Annotated in this window: 20 protein-coding genes; 17 read left to right on the top strand and 3 right to left on the bottom strand. The window is 60.8% G+C overall.

Translation table 11 applies throughout. From position 1 onward, the window contains the following. Positions 1 to 35 precede the first annotated feature (35 nt). The 13 genes from EHW12_RS32570 to EHW12_RS32500 all read left to right on the top strand — a co-directional run bounded on the left by EHW12_RS32570 (position 36) and on the right by EHW12_RS32500 (position 12,074). Entirely contained in the window at positions 36 to 437 is a 402-nt protein-coding gene (locus EHW12_RS32570; RefSeq protein ID WP_241199219.1) for a pilus assembly protein TadG-related protein, read from the top strand. Continuing rightward, on the top strand, positions 434 to 889 hold the full coding sequence (locus EHW12_RS32565; protein WP_125053248.1) for a pilus assembly protein TadG-related protein: 456 nt from the start codon (positions 434 to 436) through the stop codon (positions 887 to 889). Before EHW12_RS32570 ends, EHW12_RS32565 begins: the two co-directional genes overlap by 4 nt. Next, positions 886 to 4,077: a LysM peptidoglycan-binding domain-containing protein gene (locus EHW12_RS32560; protein ID WP_125053246.1), complete on the top strand. Its 3,192-nt coding sequence runs from the start codon at positions 886 to 888 to the stop codon at positions 4,075 to 4,077. Before EHW12_RS32565 ends, EHW12_RS32560 begins: the two co-directional genes overlap by 4 nt. Further along, positions 4,074 to 4,640, top strand: coding sequence for a hypothetical protein (locus EHW12_RS32555; RefSeq protein ID WP_064445001.1), 567 nt, complete (start codon positions 4,074 to 4,076; stop codon positions 4,638 to 4,640). The genes EHW12_RS32560 and EHW12_RS32555 overlap by 4 nt, the downstream gene beginning before the upstream one ends. A gap of 11 nt (positions 4,641 to 4,651) precedes the next feature. Then, positions 4,652 to 5,278 (top strand): hypothetical protein, encoded by a 627-nt coding sequence (locus EHW12_RS32550; RefSeq protein ID WP_064445002.1) that lies wholly within the window; start codon positions 4,652 to 4,654, stop codon positions 5,276 to 5,278. Between the two features lie 149 nt (positions 5,279 to 5,427). Continuing rightward, a complete protein-coding gene (locus EHW12_RS34890) occupies positions 5,428 to 6,228 on the top strand; it encodes a hypothetical protein (RefSeq protein ID WP_241199268.1) in 801 nt (266 codons plus the stop codon). A gap of 89 nt (positions 6,229 to 6,317) precedes the next feature. Continuing rightward, positions 6,318 to 6,668: a hypothetical protein gene (locus EHW12_RS32535; RefSeq protein WP_064445003.1), complete on the top strand. Its 351-nt coding sequence runs from the start codon at positions 6,318 to 6,320 to the stop codon at positions 6,666 to 6,668. A gap of 252 nt (positions 6,669 to 6,920) precedes the next feature. Beyond that, positions 6,921 to 8,204 carry an IS256 family transposase gene (locus EHW12_RS32525; protein ID WP_125053242.1) on the top strand — a complete coding sequence of 428 codons (1,284 nt, stop codon included), beginning with the start codon at positions 6,921 to 6,923 and terminating at the stop codon, positions 8,202 to 8,204. Positions 8,205 to 8,267: 63 nt separating this feature from the next. Then, positions 8,268 to 8,936 (top strand): hypothetical protein, encoded by a 669-nt coding sequence (locus EHW12_RS32520; RefSeq protein ID WP_238592774.1) that lies wholly within the window; start codon positions 8,268 to 8,270, stop codon positions 8,934 to 8,936. Between the two features lie 244 nt (positions 8,937 to 9,180). Continuing rightward, positions 9,181 to 10,011, top strand: a complete 831-nt coding sequence (locus EHW12_RS32515; RefSeq protein WP_125053240.1) for a CPBP family intramembrane glutamic endopeptidase — start codon at positions 9,181 to 9,183, stop codon at positions 10,009 to 10,011. A 134-nt stretch (positions 10,012 to 10,145) separates the two neighbouring features. Beyond that, entirely contained in the window at positions 10,146 to 10,883 is a 738-nt protein-coding gene (locus tag EHW12_RS32510; protein WP_241199218.1) for a hypothetical protein, read from the top strand. A 261-nt stretch (positions 10,884 to 11,144) separates the two neighbouring features. Beyond that, positions 11,145 to 11,771, top strand: a complete 627-nt coding sequence (locus EHW12_RS32505; protein WP_241199217.1) for a hypothetical protein — start codon at positions 11,145 to 11,147, stop codon at positions 11,769 to 11,771. Then, entirely contained in the window at positions 11,772 to 12,074 is a 303-nt protein-coding gene (locus EHW12_RS32500; RefSeq protein ID WP_064445006.1) for a hypothetical protein, read from the top strand. Between the two features lie 31 nt (positions 12,075 to 12,105). Here the strand turns inward: EHW12_RS32500 and EHW12_RS32495 are convergent, their stop codons facing one another. Then, positions 12,106 to 12,711: a hypothetical protein gene (locus EHW12_RS32495; protein WP_125053236.1), complete on the bottom strand. Its 606-nt coding sequence runs from the start codon at positions 12,709 to 12,711 to the stop codon at positions 12,106 to 12,108. Between the two features lie 268 nt (positions 12,712 to 12,979). Here EHW12_RS32495 and EHW12_RS32490 point away from each other — a divergent pair, with 268 nt between their 5' ends. Both EHW12_RS32490 and EHW12_RS32485 read left to right on the top strand, forming a co-directional pair. Continuing rightward, a complete protein-coding gene (locus EHW12_RS32490; RefSeq protein WP_164490672.1) occupies positions 12,980 to 13,879 on the top strand; it encodes a hypothetical protein in 900 nt (299 codons plus the stop codon). A 90-nt stretch (positions 13,880 to 13,969) separates the two neighbouring features. Continuing rightward, positions 13,970 to 14,701, top strand: a complete 732-nt coding sequence (locus EHW12_RS32485) for a hypothetical protein (protein WP_238592781.1) — start codon at positions 13,970 to 13,972, stop codon at positions 14,699 to 14,701. Positions 14,702 to 14,770: 69 nt separating this feature from the next. On the opposite strand, the gene EHW12_RS32480 is transcribed toward EHW12_RS32485, so the two are convergent. Beyond that, positions 14,771 to 15,778 (bottom strand): IS481 family transposase, encoded by a 1,008-nt coding sequence (locus EHW12_RS32480; protein ID WP_125050546.1) that lies wholly within the window; start codon positions 15,776 to 15,778, stop codon positions 14,771 to 14,773. A gap of 504 nt (positions 15,779 to 16,282) precedes the next feature. Here EHW12_RS32480 and EHW12_RS32470 point away from each other — a divergent pair. Then, positions 16,283 to 16,807, top strand: coding sequence for a hypothetical protein (locus tag EHW12_RS32470; protein WP_241199216.1), 525 nt, complete (start codon positions 16,283 to 16,285; stop codon positions 16,805 to 16,807). A 135-nt stretch (positions 16,808 to 16,942) separates the two neighbouring features. On the opposite strand, the gene EHW12_RS32465 is transcribed toward EHW12_RS32470, so the two are convergent. Continuing rightward, positions 16,943 to 17,617, bottom strand: a complete 675-nt coding sequence (locus tag EHW12_RS32465) for a DUF6338 family protein (RefSeq protein WP_064445009.1) — start codon at positions 17,615 to 17,617, stop codon at positions 16,943 to 16,945. 409 nt (positions 17,618 to 18,026) lie between these two features. Here EHW12_RS32465 and EHW12_RS32460 point away from each other — a divergent pair, with 409 nt between their 5' ends. Next, positions 18,027 to 18,797: a HEPN domain-containing protein gene (locus tag EHW12_RS32460; RefSeq protein ID WP_164490671.1), complete on the top strand. Its 771-nt coding sequence runs from the start codon at positions 18,027 to 18,029 to the stop codon at positions 18,795 to 18,797. The last annotated feature ends 180 nt before the right edge of the window (positions 18,798 to 18,977 follow it).

The raw sequence follows: 18,977 nt of genomic DNA, 5'->3' as shown, positions 1-18,977 counted from the left end.
GGATCGCTCGCGCCCGCTCAAACGATCGAGGAGATGTGACCATCGAGTTGTGCCTCGCGATCATCGTCCTCCTCGTCCTACTCGGTTGGATGTACGCATACGGCATCAACCGTCAGGCGCATCAAAAGGTCGAGCACGCCGCGGGAGAAGCCGCCCGGGCAGCATCACTCTCACGTACCGCCACTCAAGCCAACCCTCTCGCATACCAAGCGGCCCTGGACTCCATGGATGGTCAAGGACTCAAATGCACGACCATGAACGTCAGCGCTGACACCTCCGGATTCCGTACTCGCCCAGGAGTATCCGCAACCGTCGAAGTCACCGTCAGTTGTGAAGTTTCCTACGACGCCCTCGGATGGCCCGGCGTCAGCGGAGGACGAACTATCGAGGTCACTGCAATCTCACCCATCGACACTTTCCGGGAGCGCACCAGATGATCACCACCCTGCGTAAGCGACTCACCTCCAGGCTCCCCGAGGAACGCGATAAGGGCGCCGTGACGCTGCTGACCGTGATACTCGCTCCCATCCTCATATTCTTCGTGTGGGGACTCATCGTCGACGGCGGTGGAATGCACACCGCAGCTCAACGCGCGGACAACGTCGCCGAAGACGCCGCCCGCGCGTCCGGACAGCAGATCGTCGGATCGCTCAGTGCGCGAGGGATCGATACGGTTGTCGACCCCGTACGCGCAGTGGCGGCCGCGAAACGCTACCTCGCCGACGCCGGGGTCGAGGGCGAGGTCATCCCCACAGGGCCTCGCACACTGCTGATCACCACCCGCATCGTGTACGACAACAAGCTTTTGCCCCTTGGTTCGAAAGTGATCACGGGTAGTGCAACGGTGAACCTCAACCGCACCAACGCGGGGGAGGTGTACCGGCCATGAGTGCTCGCACAGTCCGATCCCGCCTCGCAGGACTCGGGTACCTCCTGATCCTGCTTCTGCTCGTGGCAGGGATCCCCGCAGCACTGTGGGCATTGCGCGGTAATCCTCTCGACATCCCCTTTTCGGATTTCGAGAGTCTGCTCTCTAGCCCCGACGACGGCAGCCTCCTCGTCGCACTTCTGCCGCTCGTCGGCTGGGTCGCGTGGGCGACATTTACCCTCCCGATCCTTGTCGAGCTCGCAGCCACACTCCGGGGCGTCAAGGCACCGAAGATCCGGCTTCTCGGGTCGCAACAGAAAACGGCGACTTTCCTCGTCAGTGGTGCACTGCTTCTGCTGACAGCCGGCACCGCAACCGCGACACCTGCACTCTCGCAACCAGTAGACAGTGCATCACCTGCGCCCTACGCACCGATCGCCGCACAGCAAGACCCGAGCGGCCCCGCCCACACTCAGGTGGACCCGCGCGCTGCACGGCCCGCGGTTAAACCCGCCGGCCCGACCGTGACCACCGTCCGCGGAGACACCCTGTGGGGACTCGCCCAAACTCACCTCGGCGACGGGAGGCTGTTCACCGAACTGCTCGAACTGAACAAAGACGTTGTGCCCGAAGCGGGATTCCTCGCAGAGGGAATGACGCTGCAACTCCCTGCGGCAGTGCAGGACGTCGTACAAGGGGCCTACACCGTCCAAGCTGGAGACACACTCTGGGACATCGCCGATCGAGAGCTCGGCGATCCTTTGCGTTTTTCTGAGATCACCACTGCGGACGGGTCGCCAGCCGGAGACCTGATCACAGTCGGACAGCAATTGATCATTCCGTCCGCGTCCGCCCAAACACCCGTGCCGGCAGCGGAGGCAGCCCCCCAGCCGGCGGCCGTACCTGCGCCGGTTGAGGCGCCGGTGCCAGCCCCCCAGGCGCAGGTGCCCGACGCGGCACCGGACCCCCTCCCAGAAGTTGCAGCGACACCGAACTGGCAACTCGACCCCATCGAGCCCCAGATGCCTGCGAATATGGCCCCTGATGCCGAAGCATCCGTGATCACCGCCGACGCGGAAGACGACTCCTCCAGCTCGTCCGGCGTCGTCTACATCGCCCTCGGTATCTCCGCGCTCGCCGCCGCCGGCCTGACCGGCCATCTCGCGCTGTGCCGTCGGCAACAGCAGCATCGCCGCCGCCGCGGCGAGCGCATCGCCCTGCCCGCCAAGGAAGCAATCCTTGCCGAACAGGCCTTGACGGCCGCTGTCGATCCGTTGACCACCGCTCATGTCGACACTGCATTGCGGAACCTCGCGCAGTACTGCCGAGCGAACGAGATCTCCATCCCCAGTCTCCTTGCGGTTTTCATCGGTGACGACACGATCGAACTCGGATTGCTCGAGGAGATCTCGCTGCCCCAGCCATGGATGCAATCAGACGACGACACGTGGATGGTCGACCCACGGGCGTTCCCTCGTTCGGTCCCGGACATCGACGTCAGCCCATACCCAGCCCTGACCGCGATGGGAACGAGCGACGATGGACGAGAGCTCATGCTCAATTTGGAGGAAATAGGGCATCTCTCCATCACCGGCACACCTACCGCCACCGCAAATGTGCTTCGCGCGATGGCCGTCGAGCTTGCCGTATCGCCGCTGGCAGATTCCCTTCACCTCAACGTCGTCGGATACTGCGGCGACCTCGCAGGCGCAGTGAACACTGGCCGTATCACGCACTCCGACAACACCGACGAGGTGTTGGCGCGCTTGGCTCGCCATCTCGAACGCGACGCCGGCATCCTCGACGAGAACGAGGTTGCATCCATCGCACAGGCACGGAGCGTGTACGAGACCAGTGAGCTGACTGCTCCGGAAATCGTCCTCATCTCCGACCCGTTGACAGCTGAACAAACAGAAATCCTGACCTCGATCGCCCATAGCGCCCCGCGGATCGCGTTCGCTGCAGTCACAACGCAGAACTCGAACACTCGCTCCGACTGGACATTGGATGTCGCCGACGACGGCACCGCAACACTGGTCCGCCCTGGTATCGCATCAGCACAGCTCACTGTCACAACACTCGACGAAGCCGGCTACGAGAGCATTGTCAGTCTGTATGCCACTACCGCCCATGATTCTTCCCCAGCTGTCGAACCGGAGGCCTCGGACTTCGGTTGGGAGGGGGCACGTCTCGACTGCGAGATCACGACCGAGAATCTCATCACCAGTACCGACCCTGCGGCTTTCACGGTAGTTCGGAACGACGACAACGTATTTGAGGAAATCAACTCCGAGACAGTCGGTGACATCGACATCGACACCGACTCTGCGGCTGAGACCGAAACCGAGATTGTTGCGTCCCATCCCGAGCTTCCCGCGGCTCCACACATTTGGATTCGCGTCCTCGGAGAGCCCACCCTCGCGCCACTTACTCCGGGCTCAACGGACCGCGAGAACTCGCGAAGCCTCACCGAAATCGCAGCTCTACTGGCATTCAGCGACGGCGGAGTGCCCGCAACTGAGCTCACCGCAAAGATGTGGCCGCACGACGTTGAACTCGTCAATGCGGCCAGCACTGCCGAAGAAGCGAAGACGGCAAACGCGCGGCTCCGTAGCCGCCGCAACCAAGCCGTCACACGACTGCGCAGCTGGATGGGAGATACCGACACCGGGGACGCAGCGCTCATCAAGTCCGGAGACCGAACCGGCCGAACGCCACTTCGCCTCCACCCTTCAGTGACCACAGACTGGGACTACTGGAACCAGCTCGTCGACGCTCACCCTGCGACGACGACAACCGAACGCCTTGAATCCGCTCTCGCGCTGGTGACCGGTCAGCCCTTCACCAGCGACGACCCGATTGCCTACCGGTGGGCAGATCACATAAAGCAGGAAATGATCTCCGCGATCACCGACGTCGCAGAAGAGCTCGCCGGCCGCTACATCCGCGGCGAACAGGTCACCCAGGACCTCGATGCCGCAGGAAAGGCAGCCCGGGCCGGCCTCACGGTCGACAGTGCTCACGAAGGCTGCTGGCGAGCAGCCATCATCGCCACCCACTTCTCCGGGGACATCGAAACTACCCAAACCCTCATCGACACCCTCAAAAGCGAACTCGACGAACTGCAAGTCGACGCACACCCGGAGACCAACGAACTTCTCAGACAGCTCGACACCACCACCGACTACCGCATCGGAGCCGCATCATGAACCGCCGCCTCGCAGCCATGCTCACCCTCACTGCGGCGGCCTGCCTGACCGCAAGCTGCAGCATCCTCAGCCCGGAGCCCGGCACCCTCGACACCAGCAGCGGCCCGACCTTTACCGGCCCCCCTGGATCGGGAAAATCACCTGAACAGCAAGCAGGAGAAGGTGCCCTCGCCAAGATCAGCGAGTACTACACCGTGCTCGCACGATTGAATTCCGACCCCGCTGCCCCGCTCTCTGACCTCGATGCCGTCGCGGCCGGCCGTTTCCTCGACAGGACCAAGAAAGAGATCACAACCAGTCGCAACGGAAACCCGACGCCACCAAGCGATCTCAAAGTACTCAAGAACGTGATTACCAAACACGACATCCCCATCGACGAGACCGGCGCACCGACAGCGGGAACTGCCACGCTCCAAATGGACGTCTGCATCAGCAAGCCTGTGGACAAACTCGAACTCGGAAAACCGATCCTGACGAACCCGTCATGGCCCGACCCAGCAGGATGGAGAGTCACAGCCGACTACACACAACCCGGAACACCCTGCAGCGCCGGAAGCTTCTAGGAGACAACAACATGGCCCACAACAGAATTCGACGAACCACAGCAGCAGCAGTCGCAGCTGTTGCCCTACTAGCCGGCGTCGCAGCTTGTTCCAGCAATTCCGACGAGCCGAACGTCACTCTCACTGCAACCGGAAACCCCGCTTTCGATGGTCCAGACGGCAAGACCGAGGCGAAGACGCCCGACGAGCAAGCGCGGAGCCAAGCGATCGCCAAGGTCAACGAGTTTTATGCTGCCCTCGGAAGCATTGAAGCTGACCCAACAGCTTCTGTGGATGCGATCGGCGGTGTGGCTGGGGACCCAGTCTTGAACGACCGAGTCGGGGACATCATGCTTCGACGGTCGCAAGGCATCACCAGTACCGGAGCCATTTCCGTCATCAAATCCTCGGTGACGGATCTGAGCGCACCGGTAGATGATCAGGGAAAACCCCGCGCGGAAGCCGCGTGGGTTCACGTTCAGGCCTGCACTGATATCTCCGGCTGGAATGCCGTATTTCCGGACGGATCAAGTGCGATGAAGCCCGACCGCGGCCAGTTCGAGTCCACCAACATCACCGTTCGGAACCCCGCGTGGCCTGATTCGAATGGCTGGCGCGTCACAAGTCAAACAGTTGAGAAGGTGCAATCATGCGACTAGCAATGAGAATTTTCGCCACTGCGACACTGGTTTGCGGCGTTCTGGTCACGGGGAGTCAATCAGCGTTGGCGCAGCCAGGCGTAGGTGGAGGTGGAGTTGACGTATCGTCCTCGCCCGGTGGTGCGAATGTGACAGTGGGTGGCGGCTACGTGAGTGCGCCCGCGGGCTCAGGCGCCGGCGCGGGGGCCGCGGGAGGCGGCGCGGGGGCCGCGGCTGGCAACGCAGGAGGCGGCGGAGGCGGTGCGGGTACTGGCGGCGCCGGCCCCGCTGCTGCACCTCCGTCCGGGACCCTCAACGCGATCCTGCAAGGCGCATGTCTCGGCACACCGGGGGGATGCCCCGCACCGCCTGCGGCACCCGGTATCGAGATCCCGCCGACGCCGCCCTCAATGGCGGAGATCATGAATACGGTGTCTATGGCGATCACCGCTATGCAGCTCGAAAAGCCTCCGATGTGCTGGACACCTGAACCTGCGAACTCAGGTGGAGGTCAACGTACCGGTCTCGTGGGTAAGGAGAGCTGGGCTTTCATGTGCCCCAACGACGTTCGCGAATCCACGACAGGCCCGGTCAACCGAGCAGCCACCTCGGGTGTGGTAACCGTCACCGCGAACGCCATCAACACCGGTGTCCTCATCAATCACGGCGATGGAGACGTGCAATTGTGCCCGGGTGCATTGCTGCCGTTCACTCCGTATACCGATGCTGTTGACGCCAGCCCTCTTTCGCCCGCCAGCGGAACTCCATCGCCCACATGCGGACATCGTCTCGCAAAATCGTCCATTGGACAGCCGCAAGACGTCTTCAAGGTCAGCGCCACCAGCAACTGGGTGGTCACGTGGACTGCCACTTGGCCAGGCGGCACGATGGGCGGTGTAGCCCCCACTCCGTTGACGTCGATGTACGACCGGCGGGTAGGCGAATTGCAGGTCTTGGTCACACCGAACTGAATTCAGCCAATGGATGCCCGCGTCATTTTGAACTGTCCAGTTCGAGTGACGCGGGCATCTTTGTCGGCAGAACGAGAAGGGAATCATAGGTGGGCACCTATCATCACGTGGTCCTACGCTCGGCGCCAGGCGAATACGTCGCCAGGATAAGGCCGAGCGCATTCGGATGCGACATCAAGGTCGGTAGGGGAGGTTGGTTTGATCAGAATCGGCTCCCGGCCATCATGGCATTCGCGGAGAAGTATTTCGACTGTTCCCTGACGGTGATCTGGGTGGACGACCTGTCCTGTGACGGTTGGGAATACGACTCGTCACTGGTAGCTCCGTGGGACGGCCCGGTGTCCCTTGATGACGAACCTGAACTTCCTCACCTGGTACCGGCCAGCTCGCCAGGCAAAGCAGACGCCGCTTGTCCGAACATCATTGTCGAGGGGATGTAACTACACGTGCTGACCGGGGATCCGAGCGAGGAAACATCGTTGTCATTGGGTGAAATCCGGAGGGCCATAGTGCAATCGTCATTTCTGACTGCGAGACAAAAGCTCTCGTATCTGGGTGCGTGGTCGGTTCATATTCGTGAGGCATCCCGCAATGCAGCTAGGGTTGAGGACTACAGGCAGGCGACTGATGTTGCTGTCCGCGTCTCGGGACTGTAAGAACAACGGTGTAACTCTGAAAGGAGATACGCCACTATGACTGATGTGATTGATCGTGAGACAGAGACGAACTCGGCTCAGCCGGGTATCAGCGATGCGCGGCTCAAAGAGCTGGTCGAGCAGGCGCGAGCCGAAGGGCTGCAGTTGACCGGAGATGGTGGATTGCTGTCGAAGCTGACCAAGCTAGTCGTGGAGTCCGCGCTCGAAGGCGAGATGGACGACCACCTCGGATACGGCAAGAGCGACCCGGCAGGCAGGGGCAGCGGCAACTCCCGCAACGGCAGACGCACCAAGAACGTGTTGACCGAGGCCGGCCCGGTCGAACTCGAGGTGCCCCGTGACCGGGATTCCTCCTTCGAACCGAAGATCGTGGCCAAGCGGCAGCGTCGGCTCTCAGGCGTGGAGGACATGGTGATCTCGTTGTCATCCAAGGGTTTGACGACCGGTGAGATCGCTGCACACCTGGCCGAGGTGTACGGAGCCGATGTGTCCAAGCAGACGATCTCGACGATCACCGAGCGGGTGATGGAAGGCATGGCCGAGTGGCAGAACCGGCCGTTGGACCCTGTGTACCCGGTGCTGTTCATCGACTGCATCCACGTCAAGATTCGCGAGGGCAACGTCGCCAACCGGCCGATCTACGTCGCGATGGGGGTGACTGTCGACGGCACCCGCGACATCCTCGGATTGTGGGCCGGTGAGCACGGCGACGGGGAGGGAGCGAAGTACTGGCTTCGGGTGTTGTCCGAGCTGAAAAACCGTGGTGTGCAGGATGTTCTGATCGTCGTGTGCGACGGTCTCAAGCATCTACCCGACTCGATCGAGCAAGTGTGGCCACAGACCATCGTGCAGACTTGTGTGGTCCATCTTCTCCGTAACACCTACGCCTATGCCTCCCGCAAGGACTGGTCCGAGATCGCCAAGGACCTCAAACCCGTCTACACGGCGCCGTCGGAGCAGGCCGCGCTCGACCGATTCGCAGAGTTCAGTGACAAATGGGAGAAACGCTATCCCGCGATCATCAGGCTCTGGACCAATGCCTGGGCTGAGTTCGTGCCGTTCCTACAATTCGACAACGCCATCCGGCAGGTCATCTACACGACCAACGCCATCGAAAGTGTCAACGCCCGAATCCGCAGGGCTGTCAAGGCCCGTGGACACTTTCCGACCGAGGCCGCGGCCTTGAAATGCGTGTATCTGGCCATCATGAGCCTCGACCCGAAAGGCACCGCCCGCCAACGCTGGTCCAACCGATGGAAGGCAGCACTGAATGCCTTCGAGATAACGTTCGACGGACGGCTGTCTGCCGGACGAAAGTAGTTAGAAATCAATCAATTACACCGTTTTCTGGACAGACCCCGCGTCTCGGCATTGCGAGCCTGTGTGAATGCGGTTGATCCGGAGCTGATTTCGGACTTGTCGGCGACGTTGAACCCATACGCAGAATCTCCCGACCCCAACCCCTTTGAGGATGCACTCAGATCTGAATTCGGGGATTCGGTTGGTGCTGAGATTAACCAACTGGCCGTGCACTGGAATGCGAGAGTCGACCTTCCGTGGCCGATGTTGATGCACCAGGCCGTTGACAGCACAAGCAGGTATCTGGCCTTGGACAGCCTGTCGGGGGTCGATCGTGGAGAGACGCGATTGGCTGCAGCTTTGGCAGTTGCGATCCCGATGGTGGTGCGTAGCGAATTCGCCGAGATCGGTGTTCGGGGTCGCTATGTTTTGTTGTGGCGGGGGCTGGGGAAGTTCGGGGTAAGCCCGCGGCCTGAGGTTTGGCCTGAACTGGCGGCGCGCCGGGTACCTCATGATTACAGCGCGCAGCCTCTGTCGTCGTTTACGACCGACCTCGATGTTGCTTCGGATTTCGCGAGGGACGGTGAGGGGATTTTGTTGGCTGAGTTGGTTCCGTTGTCGGCTGTATTTTCGACTTCGCTGGTGTTGGGGTTCTTGGGGGCTGAGGTGGTCGTGCGAGATCATCGCCACCGATGGCTGGTGCCTCTCCGCCGGACCGAGGGCGCTTGGGTAGTTGACTACAGTCCGCCCTGATTGGTCTTCTCCCGGGCGGCCATCGCAGTCTCGCGTTGCTTGCAGTTGCGTGCTTGTGTTGCGTGTTGGATTACCTTGTGGCGGTGTAGAACTGTGGAGCGTCAGTCTGGTTGAGTTGTGGGTGTCAATATTGTGAAATTCGAGCGGGTGGGGGAGTTTGGATGAGGCAGCTGCCGACTTCGATTCAGGAGGAGAGCGCTTCAGATGGGGGACGGGCCGTTGGTGGGCGTGGTGGAGCGAGCGGATGCATTTGGTTCTGCTGATCGGTGTCCCCGCGTCAATCCTGCTGTTGTTCTGGTCCAACGTAATTTGGACGTCGATCGACCAGTATCTCAATCCGACTTCCGGGGCGGCAGTAGATGTTTCGCCCGATCCTGGGATTGCGGAGGACGTTATCGCTACTAGCGTGGCGGTGGCGTGCGGGTGGTTCACGTTCTTGGTAGTTCGCAGATTCTGGGGCCCGGTCGATCGATCTGCGCCGTGGCTCGCAGGTGTGGGCCGTCGTCGGCGGTTCCTCGGAGCTGCAGGAATTTGGGCGGTCGGTCAGGCTCTGGCAATTGCGTTTCGGGCATTTGTCGGTGAGGGCTCAACTGGCAGTCCCTCGGTCGAGGGTGGTTGGTTCTCCTGGGACGTCGTGAAGCCGGTCCTGCTGGCGGGGTTGATGGAAGAGGTCTTCTTTGCCGGGCTAGCGGCATTGGTAGGTCTGCGATTCCGGATCAACCTCATCGTGGTGATCGGCATTTCAGCGATTCTTCGTGGAGCCTTACACGTATATCAGGGGTGGGAGTTGGCAGTCGGGGCGATGTTGTGGGGCGGGTTTGCTGTTTTCGCGTACTACCGTTATCGATCGCTCTTGGGATTAGTTGTGCCTCACAGTATTTTCAATCTTGGCGTGGCGGCGGGTTGGATGGGACAGCGATGGTTGGTCGTGGCCGTCGCGGTCGTAGTGGTCGGCTTTGCTGTTGTCTACATCGCAGAGATCGAGAGGTCGCGCGGTTCTCGTTTGGGCACTGAGGGTGGGGTAAACGTGGGCGATCGGCAATCGCGGTCAGTTGTGTTGACCGGTGAGCCTTAAAGGCCAGAAGCATCAAAGAAGGCCTGTTCGAGTGCGTGAACAGGGCCTTTTGCCAACTAGATGCATCGGAGGATTCGTACGGGTGGGTCGCGGGACCGTGCTCAATGTCTGTCTCTGCCCATATCGTTGGGGATATGACGGAGAATCGAAGCTTTCTTGATCGTCCGAAACCGTGGCTGGATGCTCCCCGCCCGGGGCCGACTGTCGTTGTCGACATCGATGGCGTCGTTGCGGATATGCACAATTTCGAGGGGTTGATCGCCGCGCCGTCATACGCCGATCGAGATTGGAAGCGGTTTCATACCCATTTCGGTGAAGCTTCCCTGAACCGCGCAGGCGGAAAGTTGGTTCGGGCGCTCGACAGTGCAGGTTTCACCATTGCATACAGCACAACCCGCTTGGACCAGTTCAATCGGACATCTGATCGGTGGATCCGGGCGAAGTCGTTGCCGCCCGGTCACATCGAATCACGGAGCTTGTGGGTGGACGGAACTGTGCGGCGGGCGCTCGATGTCAAACGACGGCATTGGTGGCGATGGGAAAACCACTACGCAGAGACGAGCCCGATAGTTGCCTGGATCGACGACGAACCAGACGCAGTCGACGCGCTTCGGGGGGAGGGTTGCCCGGCGTGGTTGTTCTCGGAGCTCGTCGATCGCCTCAAAGTCGGCGATGTGGTTCCAGCGCTTGCGTCCGGACCGGAACCCGTCGATGTTCTCGCCGCGAGGAAGACAGAGGCTTTGCCGCTGTGGGAGGAATTCGACGAGCGGTTCAAGGTCAAACACGCGCGGTGGCAGAAACGGCACGCGGAACGAATGCGGAGTCGCCAACAGGATCAACGGGTTGTCGGCGATGGAGCCGTTCGCGTCTGAGCCATTCTTTGAAGGTGGCTCACCGCATCGACGATGGACATCGATGCGGTGAGCCGGAGCACACTACGCCAGCAATGCGCCGCTGACGATGCTACTGCACCCCTGCTTGGAGATGCGGAGATTAGGCTCAGCCGCATGACCCTCTGGTTCTTGCGCTCTCGATCCAACAAGTACGCGGTAAGAGTAGACACCGCCGCCGCGGCTGCGGATCTTCGTGGGCGAATGCGCGCTGTACGTGAGATGAGTTCTCCTGCAGGAAGTGTGGACTGGGAATCGGCGCGTGAGATCGCTGGGAAGTGTGATTTTCAGTTCGTGGCGGCCGCCCGGGCGCTTCCCTTTCTCGAGAGGCGCTTGGCGTTGGCGTGGGAGCGGTCGCTGGTCATGAGTTGTTGGTATGGCCGAGGTAATCGACACGGTTTCGAGCTCCTTGAGGAACGCGGCTTTGCCCTTATGGCGATGCTCCCGGAAGGGGCTGAAGCGTCGGTCTGTCGCGAGTTCGTCGATGCGGTCGTCCATCGCAACGAGATGGGCTCCCGCGTCGATGGGGTAGGCGAGTCGGTGGCTGCGGCGGAGCTCGCGCTGGTCGAAGTGAATCAGAAAGCGTTGCGCCGACGAATGAAGGACGAGCGACAACTGATCGTGCTCGAGAGCGTGATCGGTGGCCAGTCCGGACGGATCGGTCAAAGCCTGCGGCATTATGTGCCGTGGCTCGACTTCGCGTGTGAGTATCTCGAGGATCCACGGGAGGTTCAGGAGCTGGAGATGCTTGTCGCTCGTTGGCGCATCGAGCGTTCGAAATACGTTGTGGAGAACCCGGATTATGCACACGTGCGGATTGTCGACGTGAAGACGGCGCAGGGCGGACCGCACCACAGAGAGGGCATGTAGATGAGTACTGAACCATGTCGAATCAGCGAAGGCAGCGCTCTGCACGCCGATGACCCGGATCCGTTGCGGCAGTACTGGTACACCGCTGATGACCTGGTGGATATCTTCGGTTACCGGCGGGACGCCTTGGAAGGTTTGTTCGGTGAAGCGACGCCGGGGCCTGGCGGGTTGGTGGGGTGGACGACGTCGGTGGTGTGGAAGATCGAGAGTGAAGTGATTGTGCCGGCGGTGGAATTGTTGGCGTCGAGTTTCCGCGATCAGGAGTCGATTGATCTCACGGTGTATCGGTCGTCGGCTGGCTGAGGCTCTGCGATTAACTGCCGCTTGCGGGGCCTTACATGTTGAGCTGGTTGGCCAGTCGACTGATCGGGCGCGGTTCGATGCTCAGATTCTTCGACTGAGGAACTCCGATGATGTGCACTCCGGCGCTGGCGCGGACGTGTGCGTCGCCGTTGATGGAGACAGAGGAAGTGTCTGTCGCTGCGACGAGAGTGTGGCCGGCCGCTTGGACGTGGCACTGGGAGTGGGCGAAGACGACAGCCTGATCTTCGGCGCGAATCTTGGCGTGATCGGTACCGACAATGTGGCTTTTCCCGCGTGCTTCGATGGTGACGCCATCGAATGCTTCGACGTGCGCGAATTCGTAGGCGGTGACACGGGCGCGGTGGGAGGCCTGTAGGAAGCATCGACCGGCGGCAGCGATGGATCCTCCGCTGATTCCGGCACACGATTGACCGATGATCTTCACATCGACTCCGTGCGGGACATGGCCGAGGTCGAACCACAGGTCAGGGTCGGCGTCGATGATCAGTCGTTTGGCGCCGCTGCGGATGTGGTGGGTGTATTCGCTGAAGGTGTGAACGATCAATGCTGGACGGGAGGAACGTGCCGGCTGGAGTCGAGCGCGGTGGTGGGCAGCTTTTCCGATGGGGGCGTTCATAGGGTGATGTTGCCTCTACTGGTGAGTTTTCGAGTGGTTTTGGCGGCGGCGAGTCCGGTCACGATGCGGGAACATCGTCGTTCGAGAGCAGCGCGAGCGGGTTTTCAGGCATCTGAGATGTGCGGTCAGTGATAGTCCATGGCATGGACAGCGCACGCCCCAGCGGCTAACCGATGAGTTCGGAAGCCCGCGCTGTCCGGTAGAGCGGTTAGGGTCGGGTTCTGCCTGTGACCACGGGTGATGGACGCGCTGAAGGAGCTTTTCTGAGATGGCCGAATCGAATGTGGAGTCGGAGAATACTGCCGACGGTGCTTCGACTTCTCTCTCCGCGGAGGAGGCCGAGCCCACAGCGTCCGGCCCTGGTCATCGACCGGGGCTTGTCACCGCCGCCGACGCAGGAAGGCGGAAACCCCCTCTCTCGACGTATCTGCCGATCCTGGGTGTCATTGCTGTGAGTGTGGCGGTGTGGATCGCTGCTCGCTGGGCGTTCGGTCGTCACGAGCAGGCTGGTCTGTGGTCGGTCGCCGCGTTGGCTGCTCTGGCTGGGGCGGTGGTGAGCGTGGCGGTGCGTCCGATGATGGCAAGTTTGTGTGCACTCGTGCAGATTCCCGTGAGGCCGACCAGTCGCCCAATCGTCCCGGCAGTGGCAACAGCAGGATTGTGGTTCGGGGCGGTGATGGCCGCCGGAGGCGACGCGATCTTGCCGGCATGGCTCACGGTGGCGGCTTTGTCTGTCTGGGCCGCGTGGATTGACCACTTCACCTTGCGGTTCCCCTTGCCGTTGATCCGTGCAGTCACCGCGGCGGGTCTGCTGCTCGGCGCGATGGCAGTGGTGATCGATCAGGACCCTGCCGCGGGTCTTCGTGCTGTGGTGGCCGGCGCCGCGATATTCGCCAGTTACCTGGTATTCGCGATCATTACGCGCGGTCACCCCGGTTTGGCGGATGTGAGGTTGAGCTTCATTCTCACTGCAGCTGTCGGATGGGTCGGTTGGATGAACGTGGCTTCGGCAGTGCTGCTGCCGAATATCCTGGCGGTAATAGGGGTGGCGGTAGCCAAGGTGTTCGGAGGCAGAAAGGTCCGGGGTGTGGAGTTCGGGTTCGCTCCGTACCTCGTTGTCGGCACAGCACTCGCTATTGCCTTGCCCGCGGGCTGGTGGATGTTGTGAATCTGACGCAAATGCGGCCGTACCGAGGAGAGGAACTGGACAATGCGCTGGCGCCGGCGGAATCGTTTTCACTCGCCGAACCGGGTGGAAATGGTGGATGAGTTACTCGATCACGTTCACCAGGTCGCCGAACGCACTCTGCCGGCATCGGATGCTCCGGGATCGGCCGGTGTGCGGCGTCTGCATGTGGTGTCGACGATGATCCGTGAGCTGGAGGAGGACATGCGCACTGACAACGCCATCGGAAGCACGACAGTCGAGTCGGTCAGTTTGGGACAGTTCTACGTGATGACCGCACACGGATGCGCAACACGCCTCGCTGCGGATCTCGATGCGGAAGACACTCCGGAGCGCGATGACGAAAGACTTGCCGCATTGGATGAATTTCATGCTGTTCAAGCAGCCACCGGGATCACCGTCGACGTTCACCGGATGCCTACTTCTCCGGAAGGGATCAAGGTTCTGACGGAGTTGGTACGACGAGCTCACAGCGGCGACATGACGCCGGCGCATGTCGAGAATGTGCGTGAGGTCGGGAGATTCGGTGCACTTCTTGACGTCCCTGTCCCTGATCGGGACATTCGCGGGCTGGTCGCGCACTTCGAACGCGTGGCGGGCAAGTCGTCGGGCCCGATCGGGCTGCGGATGCCGGTGGTGCGTGCCCGTGTGTTGGTCGCGTTCTTCGAGCGGTACGCAGCCAGACTGACCAAGACTGGGCAGGACGCGTTGCCGGCGCCGCATGTCCTCGAACACGCGACAGTGTGTGAATTGGCCGAGCGCGCAACGTGGCATCTCTATCGAGTCAGAAGCATCCGGCGGTAGTAAGTCGTCTTGAACCGGGATGAATATCGAATGGGGAAGTGGAGGAGAGGAAGAGGATGGACGAGAGAGCTAGGTGTATGAGGCACGGACGTTAGTTACGCGGTGCCGGCGGTAAGCGGCAGGCGGTCGTCCTCCGCGTGCTGAATGCGGTCGGTGATAATTATAGTGAATGTTCCACACCTCGACGGCAGTGCGCCGCTCGGCTTCGCTGATGTATTCGCGGGAGTACAGCAGTTCTTCGGCGAGGATGCGGTTGTAGCGCTCCACTTTCCCATTGTGTTTCGGCGTGTACGGCTTGATCCGGTAGTGCCGCGCTTCCCGCAGTGAAGCAGTGAAATCTGCTGCCCGATAGCATGATCCGTTGTCGGTGATCACGCGCTCGATCCGGGTGATGCCGTGCGCCGCGAAGAAGAGTCGGGCGTTGTTCATGAAATCGATGGCTGTCGCGGCAGTTTCGTTGTCTCTGGCCTCGGTGTACGCCAAACGGGTGTTGCCATCGATCGCGGAATGCAAATAGGTGTAGCCGACGCGGCCCTGCTTGTTCTTCGTTTTCCGACGTTGTGATCGTTTGGCCTGCTCGGAACCTCGCCCGTGGACGCGCCAACCTCCGCCGTCAGGGATGCGGCCGACCTTCTTCACGTCGACGTGCACCATCTGACCAGGCCGTTTCGCGGCGATGACCTGGGGTTTGCGGTTCGTTTCGCCGTTCGGGTCGATGAACCGGCGGCGATTGAGACCAAGATCCCGCAGGAGTTTCGTGACCGTCCGGCGAGCGATGACCGTTCCGTCCATTCGGAGTTCGAACGTGATGCGCGCGGCCGACCATTTCCGGGTCCGGCGCATCGCTTCGATCTCGGCCACGATCTCTGCGGCGGTGGCGGTGGGTTGATGGTTCGGTGCGCTGGATCTGTCTTGTAATCCCAGTTCACCGTATTTGCGGTACCGGTTGACCCACGTGGAGGCGCATTGTCGGGAGATGCCCATTTCGGCGGCGACGTGGGCGATCGGACGAGTGCGGCACCGCTCGATGAGTCGTCGTCTTCCCTCCACAGTCAGCGGAGCATTACGGTGTGTCACAGGGCTGGTCCCTTTGCTGTTGATGGTCTGTTTCGCAACTTCCATCCTGCCGCGAAGGGCCAGCCCGTCTACTTCAATCCAGCGTCAGCAACGTCCATACCCACAACAGCTAGGGACGTGAAGTCAGGCATCGTTCACACCGAACTTCCGTGTGAGTTCTGCGCCGAGCACCCGCAGTACTTTGCCGATGATCCTGTCGGTTTCGTGCGCGCAGCGCGGTGGGCAGCGGTCGTCAAAGACTGTTGTCATGGCAACGCCCCCGTGGACTACTTACTCTGCGACGAACATTGGGCCATGATCCGATTTCAGCAGTTGCCCGGCCAATGCCGCCGATGTGGGCGTATCGCCTATTCGGTAGCCGATATCGTCAGCACCGAGATTCCACTCGGCCGGACCGCTGAGGGCGTGTGGCCGTTGGTAGGACGTAACATCCCTGTTCCTCGATTCAGTTGAATGGGTCCCGCGACAGACTTTGTGAAGGGTAGAAAAAGCAGCGTGTTGATCATGGCGCTCGGAGAAGGTCTGACGCAGGGGCAGGCAACGATCATCGCGGCGGCGATCGCATTGGGTGCGGCGAGCATCGCGTTCTTGGGGATCTTCGTGAAGGCCCGATCCGACAGAGCGTTGCATCAGGCCACACTCGGTGAGGATCGCGCAGTTCAGCGCCGACAGCAGGTCACTGAAGCTCTCTTGTCCGCACTGGAGGCTATGAACCGGGCTGCTGAGTTGGTGTCGAGTGATAACCCGACCATGGAGCGGGACTCTGATGCCTACCGTGACCGCGACAATCGCTACTACGCATGTGTTTCTGCGACGTTGAAACTGCAGATATTGGGGCTGGAGGATGCGCACTTGGAGATGTCCAAGTTTACGGGTTCGCTTGGCCCCCACTGGATGCTCGCTGACGAGGAAGGCATTGCGAGACCACACCGGGACACGTTCGGAATGATCATCCAAGCAAAGGCGTCGTTGCCGTATACGTTCAGCAACACGCTGGCGCAGTTTGATCAACGGGCGTTGCAACACTGACTGCGAACGGATTTGGCGGAGCCCGAATGAACAGCATTTCGCACCCGACCCGGAGACTGAACGCGGTGTCGACCAAGCAGAACAAAATGGGGCTGCATCCCGTGCGGGTACAGCCCCATTCTCGTGTTCTCTTGACTACCCGTTACTGGCGGCAGGCGGATTTTCGTAGTGGACTGCCAAGCTGGCGATCTCCGATCCTCGGAGTACCACCCGCTGCCACTGCGCTGGCAAATCGCTCAACTCCCCGCGAGGATTCTGCACGGAGAGCGGTGGGCAGAGCACGATCTCACGGTCAGCGACTTCCATATCCGGGGAGAAGGCGCCCACTCTCCCGTACCAAATGGCTCCGCTCTCCAATGTGGCCCGAACATGGACAGCCGTCGTCGGCGACGGTAGTTCTTCGCGCATCAACTTCGCCCAGGCAGAGGTGTACGTAATCTTGGCCGGGTTCTTCCGGTTGACGTACGCGAACGCGCCCCACGCGGCCAACATCGACACTGTCAGACCCAGCACCGCGGCGATGGAAACGGCGATAATGTGTCCTGTGATGTAGCTACTTCCACCTCGAATCATGGCGGACAAGTCTGGCATCGGATGCCAGTTGACGCACCTGGCCAGCCCAGCGAGCGCAAGCAATACGACGAAGGCCACGGCACTGCACACGGTTGAGACCAAAGCGATTCGACCGATTTCGGTGAATGTTGATTCCCGGCGCCGAACAGCCTTTCTCGCGGTGAGCTGGTCGTACAGCAAGCCTGGCGCCGCGAATACAAAGAACGCCAGGATGCTGAACCACGTGTTAAGCGTCATGAGTAGTCGTCAAAATCGCCCACAATGTCCGACAGTGGCCGACGGGGCGTCCCGTCCTCTGGCGTTTCCTGCTGCTGAACGGTTACCTCTGCAGCGGGCACAGGCAACGAATCGAGGGACTTTTCGACGTAATCGGCACCTGATTGGTCGGCGGTCGAGAGTGGTTCGGGTTTGGAAGTGAAATCGGGAGACGATGTCTTCTCTTGGTCAGTCATGGATTGTGTCCAATCGCTCGCGTACCGGCGTCTTTACCGGTCGCTGTGAGTTTCAGTGTGCACCACAAGGCCGACACAGACGGCGACCGCCGATGTGGAGTCGGATGTCGCGTGGGCAGGGAATTGTTTCTTCGCGGCAGGTCGAAGTTCCGAGAGGGCAAGGACTGTCCTGTGTTGTGTCTAATGTGGTGCGAATGTCAGAGACTCCCGACTTGGTTGCGCAGCGCAGACAGTTCAGCCAGAACGTCCTCAAGAGCATGTTGGACAGCTTCATTGCGCCCGAACTCAAAAAGCGCGATCTCGACACAGACCCCACTTCGATCGACCGATTCCTCGTGGAAATCCAACCGGGCCAACCAGATGCGATTGTTCGGCTGGGCGAGGAAGCATACGTAGACGTTATTTGCGACCGCGACGAGGTAGAGACTCACATCGTCAACATCAGACCTCAAGAACAAGCCGTCCATCCCGACAGTGGGTGGGTTTGCTATCTGCGAGTCGAGGAAGGTTTCGTTCTGCACTTCGACTTCCGCCGGTACAAACCCCGTGCCCAAGGTCTTCTCGTCAAAGCGCAGCAGTTCCTCGATGTCGCGATCGCCAGCGAAGCCCACCTTTCGGTGGCGCTCGACAATCTGCACTCGGCAGCGGAATTGACCGTTCAGGCCCTAATGCTTCTAGAAGGAAACACCACCCAAAGTCACCAAGAAAGGCGCGCGTGGCTCAAGCAATGGACGGACCATGAAAACAGTCCCAAGGAACACGCTGACCTCGTTGCTGACTTGGCTTCCAAGCGCAAAACTGTCCGTTACGGAGCTGAAACGCCCAGACTCAAACCTGGACGCTTCAAGAAGATGTGCACTCTGGTTCAACAGATGATCGACAGCTCGGAGGCTCGATTCGGCCCAAATTCGCCTACCGCGCGTTACACGCTTGCGGAGGATCTCGATCCTGCCGAAATAGATTGATATAACTCCTCTTCATGTCGTGCGAGGCTTCGTTCAGAGACGAGGATTCCCCCTCGCCTGTGGGCGAGTTCATTAGAACTGCTCACCGACGGCCCGGCCGAGGGATCCGCCATCTCGGACCGATTCCTTTCGACAGCCAACCCGTCGAGCGCGCTTTCCCACTAGACCGGGCTTGAAAGA

Origin of the sequence: Rhodococcus sp. NJ-530, assembly GCF_003860625.1 — a bacterium.
Lineage (GTDB): Bacteria > Actinomycetota > Actinomycetes > Mycobacteriales > Mycobacteriaceae > Rhodococcus_F > Rhodococcus_F qingshengii.
The sequence above is the reverse complement of the archived record's forward strand: the minus strand, read 5'-3'. Positions and strand labels throughout refer to the sequence as shown.

Excerpts from the sequence above, each read along its gene's own strand:
- EHW12_RS32565 (WP_125053248.1), top strand. The coding sequence starts at position 434 with ATGATCACCACCCTGCGTAAGCGACTCACCTCCAGGCTCCCCGAGGAA.
- EHW12_RS32560 (WP_125053246.1), top strand. The coding sequence starts at position 886 with ATGAGTGCTCGCACAGTCCGATCCCGCCTCGCAGGACTCGGGTACCTC.
- EHW12_RS32555 (WP_064445001.1), top strand. The coding sequence starts at position 4,074 with ATGAACCGCCGCCTCGCAGCCATGCTCACCCTCACTGCGGCGGCCTGC.
- EHW12_RS32550 (WP_064445002.1), top strand. The coding sequence starts at position 4,652 with ATGGCCCACAACAGAATTCGACGAACCACAGCAGCAGCAGTCGCAGCT.
- EHW12_RS32525 (WP_125053242.1), top strand. The coding sequence starts at position 6,921 with ATGACTGATGTGATTGATCGTGAGACAGAGACGAACTCGGCTCAGCCG.
- EHW12_RS32515 (WP_125053240.1), top strand. The coding sequence starts at position 9,181 with ATGCATTTGGTTCTGCTGATCGGTGTCCCCGCGTCAATCCTGCTGTTG.
- EHW12_RS32510 (WP_241199218.1), top strand. The coding sequence starts at position 10,146 with ATGACGGAGAATCGAAGCTTTCTTGATCGTCCGAAACCGTGGCTGGAT.
- EHW12_RS32500 (WP_064445006.1), top strand. The coding sequence starts at position 11,772 with ATGAGTACTGAACCATGTCGAATCAGCGAAGGCAGCGCTCTGCACGCC.
- EHW12_RS32495 (WP_125053236.1), bottom strand. The coding sequence starts at position 12,711 with ATGAACGCCCCCATCGGAAAAGCTGCCCACCACCGCGCTCGACTCCAG.
- EHW12_RS32490 (WP_164490672.1), top strand. The coding sequence starts at position 12,980 with ATGGCCGAATCGAATGTGGAGTCGGAGAATACTGCCGACGGTGCTTCG.
- EHW12_RS32485 (WP_238592781.1), top strand. The coding sequence starts at position 13,970 with ATGGTGGATGAGTTACTCGATCACGTTCACCAGGTCGCCGAACGCACT.
- EHW12_RS32470 (WP_241199216.1), top strand. The coding sequence starts at position 16,283 with ATGGCGCTCGGAGAAGGTCTGACGCAGGGGCAGGCAACGATCATCGCG.
- EHW12_RS32465 (WP_064445009.1), bottom strand. The coding sequence starts at position 17,617 with ATGACGCTTAACACGTGGTTCAGCATCCTGGCGTTCTTTGTATTCGCG.
- EHW12_RS32460 (WP_164490671.1), top strand. The coding sequence starts at position 18,027 with ATGTCAGAGACTCCCGACTTGGTTGCGCAGCGCAGACAGTTCAGCCAG.